Raw genomic sequence first — 4,919 nt, forward strand, 5'->3', positions numbered from 1 at the left:
CGGCCGTTATCTTGAGCTTCTTGATCTTGTAGCGTGCTGGCCTGCGGTGATGCGTGGTGGACGTGTCTTCGACGCTGCCGGTCAGCAGGGGCCGATGACGGCGGAACTTTTTCTGTCCGGCGTGTCGCGGGTGGGGCCGGACAACAGTTGGTCGGCGCGTTGTTCGCCGAGGGCCAGGGCGAGAGCGTGCCGCAGTTCGCGGTTCTCGCTCTCCAGTTGCCGGTTGCGTTCGGTGGCGGCTTGCAGGCGCTGGAGCAGGGAGGCTTCGGAGGCGCGTTGCCGGTCGGGAACCGGCCGGGTGGCGGGGATGCGGTGGCGGGCGCGGAGCCGTTCGATCTCGGTGCGGAGGTCGGGTTGGTTGTAGAGCCAGGACCGGGAGACCCGGGCTTCGCGGGCGACGGTTTCGAAGGTGATCACGGCTGCGGTGGTGTCCATGCGCCGCAGGGCGGCGGTCGCGCGTCGGCGGGTGGCCGCGGCCCGCTGTCGGGCCGCGGCGACGATGTGGTCGGTGTTGTCAGCCGGCATGTGCGGTCTCCTGGGTCTGGTCGTGGCCGGTTTCCAGCTCGCCGATCATGCGGTCAAGGTTGTCGGCGACCTGCTGGTTCATCTCGGCGACCCGGGTGTGGCCGCAGCCGGTGGCGTTGTCGATCAGGGTCAGGGTGCGGGTCCGCTGCTGGCGCAGTTCGGGAAGGAACTCGGGTCCGGTGAGGAAGACCGGGCAGGTCAAGCAGGCGTTGGCGTGTGGGCAGGACTTCTGGACGGGCAGTCCGCAGTAGCCGTTGGGCAGGGTCTGGGTGGCGATGCCGTAACGGGTCTTGGCCCACTGGGCCTGGCCGAGCGGCCCGTCGGTGGCGAGAGTGACGTGCTCACCTTTGATGTCGACCTTCATCGCGGCTTCCCAGCGCCGTCGCACGGTCTGGTCGGTGAGCCGCGCGTAGTGCGCGGTCATCCGGGAGGACTCGTGGTCGAGTAGGACCCGGACGACTTCTTGCGGGACGTCGCGGTTGATCAGGCGGCAGGCGAAGGTGTGGCGCCATTGGTGCGGGGTCAGGTGCACTGGTTGTCCGTGCTCGTCGCGGATGTCGCAGGTGGTGAGCCAGCGGCGCAGCATCTGCCGGTAGCTGCTGTCGGACAGCCGTAGCCGCCCGGAGGCGTTGGCGTGTTGCCGGGGGAACAGGACGCCGGTGCCGTCCGGCCAGCGGTCGAGCACCTGCCGTTGGTGGTCGCGGATGGCTTGCTCGAGGTGTTCGTCGATGGGGACGGCGGCCTCGCGTTTCATCTTGGTGTTGAAGTAGCGCAGGTAGGCGGCGCCTTGACCGTCGTGGACGACGCAGTCGAAGTCCAGGCAGACGACGCTGGAGATCCGCAGTCCGGTGCGGATGAGGATGAGCGTGACCAGTCGTCCGGCCGGGTTGTCCCAACGGTCCAGGTTCGCCTCGGACTCGACCTGGGCCATGACGTGCTCGGCGAGCCGGCGGGAGATCGCGGCCGCCGGTGGCCGTGGGGTGTCGCCGGGATAGAAGGCGGCGGTGCCGGGCAGCGAGTCGTCCCAGCGGTTCTGCCGGATGGCCTGCATGAACAGATTCAGGTTGCTGATCCTGCCCTTCTTCAGGCCGTGCCCGCCGTCCTGGGAGGCGACATAGCCGAGGTGGCGTTCGAGCAGAAGACGGTCGATGTCAGCGAGCCGGTCGACGCCGGCGTGGACCAGGAAACGGCCAAAGCAGACGAGCGCGTCCAGCCCGGTATGTGCGGCGGTGATGCTCAACCCGCTGGTCAGCCGCAGTCGCAGCCACCGCTTGGCCAGGTCACGAAGCCAGGGCTGCGGGATGCGTTCGAAGTGCAGCCGCACCCGCGGCCGCGGAACGGTGGCCGTGGCCGGGGTGGTGATACCGGGTAGTCGTTCCAGCCGCCACACGTCGCGCGGGAACTCGTTCTCCCAGCCAGCGCCGTCACGCAGCACCTCGACGGCGTCGCGGACTTCGATCAGGAACAGCACCGGCGCGCGTACTCTGCCGTTTCGCGCCTGCTCACGCCACTGCTGTTCGGTGAGGTCCAGCAACGAGGCCGCCCCCGCCGCCTGGGCGAGCCGGACGGCCTGCATGACATAGCGGGCAGGGGTCGTGCGGCGCCGGGCATCGGCTCGGCACTGCAGCCCGTACTGAAACTCCAGCGTCAACTGCGTGGGCAGGCCGCGCAGGTCGACCGCGGTGGTGCCGTTCAGCCCGCAGTCCACAATGAAGCGTTCGACGTCCGGGCGGCCTGCCCTCGCCCAGCGATCGTGATGGTTCTGGCAGAACATCTTTCCCGGCGTATCGACCCACAGGGTGCAGAACGGCAGGCAGCATTCGGCCGGGACAGCACCGGATACGACCATATTCGGAGCGTCCCAGCCGTCCGGGTCGGGCCGTCCGGCTCGGGCCCAGCGGTCGTAGTGTTTGCTGCACAGCCCTTTGCCGAAACGCCCGTAGTGGCAGCCGCCGATCCGGCAGGAGGGCAGGGCCTGCCGGCCGCGAACCGGTGGACCGGGATCGGCGAGGAAGTCTTCCATCGCCGGGCGTCCACGCTGGCGCCACCGGATGATGTGCCCGTTGCACAACCCTCGCTGCGATGCCACGTTGTCGCAGCCGGTGACCGCGCACTCAGGCGCGACGAAGACGGGATCGCCTGGGTCCGGGCGGTAGAGTTCGGTGCGGAACTCGCCTCGAATGGTGGCCAGAAGCCTTTCCAGCAAACCAATCCGCTGGCGGCCGGTGGTGAGCGGGGCGACAGTCACAGCCGGACCTCCCGACCGGTGAACCAGCCGGCGGCTTCCAGCGTGCGGCGGGCATCCTCAACAGTCAGGTGACCATACGTGTCGATCGTGGTGCTGATCGAGGCATGCCCGAGTAGCTCCTTGACGTTCTCCATCCCCGCCCCGCGACGCAGCAGCCAGGTCGCATAGGTATGGCGGTATTGATGGGGCTCGAAGCCGATGCCCGTAACCTTGCGCAGCCGTTTGACCAGGTCATAGACGGCTGGGTAGCCCCAAGGACGCCCCTGCGGCTCGGCGAAGAGGTTCACGAAGACGTAGTCGGAATCCAGGGCGCCGTACTCACGGTGCAGATAGTCGGAGTACAGGCGCATCAGTTCCGCACTCGCGGGGATGATCCGAGTGCGGCCGGCCTTGGCACGGGCCCGGTTGTCGTTGTGCCGCGGCACCACCGTCACCTGCTTCTCGGCGATCGCGATGTCGTCGTGCCGCAGGCCCAGGGCCTCGCCGATGCGGACCCCGGTGTCAAGCATCAGGGCGAACAGCAGACGATCGCGCAGATGCCCACAGGCGTCCAGGATCGTCTGGGCCTGCACGGCGGTCAGGACACGGGGACGCTTCCGGCCCGTCTTGAGCTTGATGATCTTCGTCCGCTCGGGCTTGCCAGCGGCGATGTGCTGCAGGAACGGCTTGTAGGACGTTCCTGCCGTCCGGTGATGCCCGGCCGGGCGCATCGAGATCAGCAGGTCGGCAACCACGACCCCGCTGCGGGCATGGAACTCGTAGAACGCGCTGACCGCGGCGAGCTTGCGGTTCACGCTGGCGGCCGTGCAGTGGTGCTCGACCGTCGGCAGCACCGCCAACGCCCCGCTGCGGGCCGCCGGCGGCAGCCACAGCCAGGCCACGAACCCCGCCACCGCCTCCAGATCTACTCGCTGCCAGTGCAGGCCCCGCCCATCGAGATAGACCCACCAGTCCTTCAAGTCGTGGGCGTACGCCTTGACCGTGTTCGGCGACCGCTCGATCGCCGCCAGGTAGACCAGGAACGACTCCACCGGGCCGACCGCTCGTAGATCGTCGCCCAGCAACGTCCACGACTCCACCATCGACCCCGGAACCAACACCCGCTGCACCCGCATTGCACCTCCCGCTCCTGCTGATGGACGGCGGCAGATAACCGCATCCACCACAGGAGTTGGGGGACCCCCGGCGCGCTTGGAACACATCAAAGACAGGCCAGCACGGGCTCCAGATAACGGCCGTTGACGTGCTTGCCGGCGTCGTAGCCGCGGCTGGGCCGGGCGACGGTCTCGGCGGCGCGCAGCGACTGGGAGTCGACCAGGGCGGCGGTGGGTTGCGGGTGGCGGCGTTCCGCGTGCTGGCGGACCTGTTCGCGCAGGGCGTTGTGGCAGCGGTTCAGGGTGCCGTCGCTGGTCCAGGTCTTGAAGTAGTGGTAGACGAGCTTGTGGTGCGGGAAGTCGGCGGGCAACGCGCGCCATTGACAGCCGTTGTGGCTCAGGTAGCGGATCGCGTCGACCACGTCGCGGCGGGGGTATACCACCGGGCGGCCGCGGCGGCCGCCGGCCGGGATGTGCGCGGCGATGAGCTGCCACTCGGCGTCGGTGGTGTCCGAGGGGTAGTGGCGCGGGCGTTCGGTGGGCAAGTGGTCGGCCAGAGCGGACGCGTCGGTGGGTGCGGCGACGCCGGCGACAAGGTAGAAAGACATGGTTGGGCCTTCGGGTAGAGCAGAGGTTTCGTCACCAGTGCTCCTACCTGGAGGCCCTTCCTCGTGTCATTACGACACGCCGCCAACCCCGGCGCGCATCGACACTCGTGGACTTACCTCCCGCCCGAACCCCTTATTTACCAGGCTCTAACGGCTGGTTCAATCGGAAGCTGGCAGTCTTGCCCCGCGGCATGCAGTGGCCCGCCCGCGCTGGCCGCGCCGACGCACACGCACATGCCGCCGAGTGAGCCTCACCCTGCGTGACCATTGCGTGAGAGTCGGGTACGACCGACCTACCCGAAGAGCGAGCGCTGATCACCGCCGTAGGGAGGCATCAGGAGCACGCATCCGTTCGTAACGCGCGACATCGAGGTGCGGGCACATGTCCATGGCGCTATCCGGGTGCGAGCCAGCAGCCGCCTCGGCGATCATCGGCTGGTGACG

Annotated in this window: 4 protein-coding genes; all 4 read right to left on the minus strand. The window is 68.4% G+C overall.

Annotated elements, in window-relative coordinates; genetic code table 11:
* Window positions 1-81: 81 nt before the first annotated feature.
* Window positions 82-525, minus strand: coding sequence for a DUF6262 family protein (locus VGR06_RS01845; RefSeq protein ID WP_327557155.1), 444 nt, complete (start codon window positions 523-525; stop codon window positions 82-84).
* Entirely contained in the window at window positions 515-2,773 is a 2,259-nt protein-coding gene (locus tag VGR06_RS01850) for a tyrosine-type recombinase/integrase (RefSeq protein ID WP_327557156.1), read from the minus strand. Before VGR06_RS01850 ends, VGR06_RS01845 begins: the two co-directional genes overlap by 11 nt.
* Window positions 2,770-3,888 carry a tyrosine-type recombinase/integrase gene (locus tag VGR06_RS01855; protein WP_327557157.1) on the minus strand — a complete coding sequence of 373 codons (1,119 nt, stop codon included), beginning with the start codon at window positions 3,886-3,888 and terminating at the stop codon, window positions 2,770-2,772. The genes VGR06_RS01850 and VGR06_RS01855 overlap by 4 nt, the downstream gene beginning before the upstream one ends.
* Before the next feature lie 86 nt (window positions 3,889-3,974).
* Window positions 3,975-4,475 carry a transposase gene (locus tag VGR06_RS01860; RefSeq protein ID WP_327557158.1) on the minus strand — a complete coding sequence of 167 codons (501 nt, stop codon included), beginning with the start codon at window positions 4,473-4,475 and terminating at the stop codon, window positions 3,975-3,977.
* Window positions 4,476-4,919: the final 444 nt, after the last annotated feature.

Source organism: Actinophytocola sp. (assembly GCF_036002505.1).
Classification (GTDB): Bacteria; Actinomycetota; Actinomycetes; order Mycobacteriales; family Pseudonocardiaceae; genus DASYTH01.

Coding starts and splice junctions, on each gene's coding strand:
- VGR06_RS01845 (WP_327557155.1), bottom strand. CDS start 525: ATGCCGGCTGACAACACCGACCACATCGTCGCCGCGGCCCGACAGCGG.
- VGR06_RS01855 (WP_327557157.1), bottom strand. CDS start 3,888: ATGCGGGTGCAGCGGGTGTTGGTTCCGGGGTCGATGGTGGAGTCGTGG.
- VGR06_RS01860 (WP_327557158.1), bottom strand. CDS start 4,475: ATGTCTTTCTACCTTGTCGCCGGCGTCGCCGCACCCACCGACGCGTCC.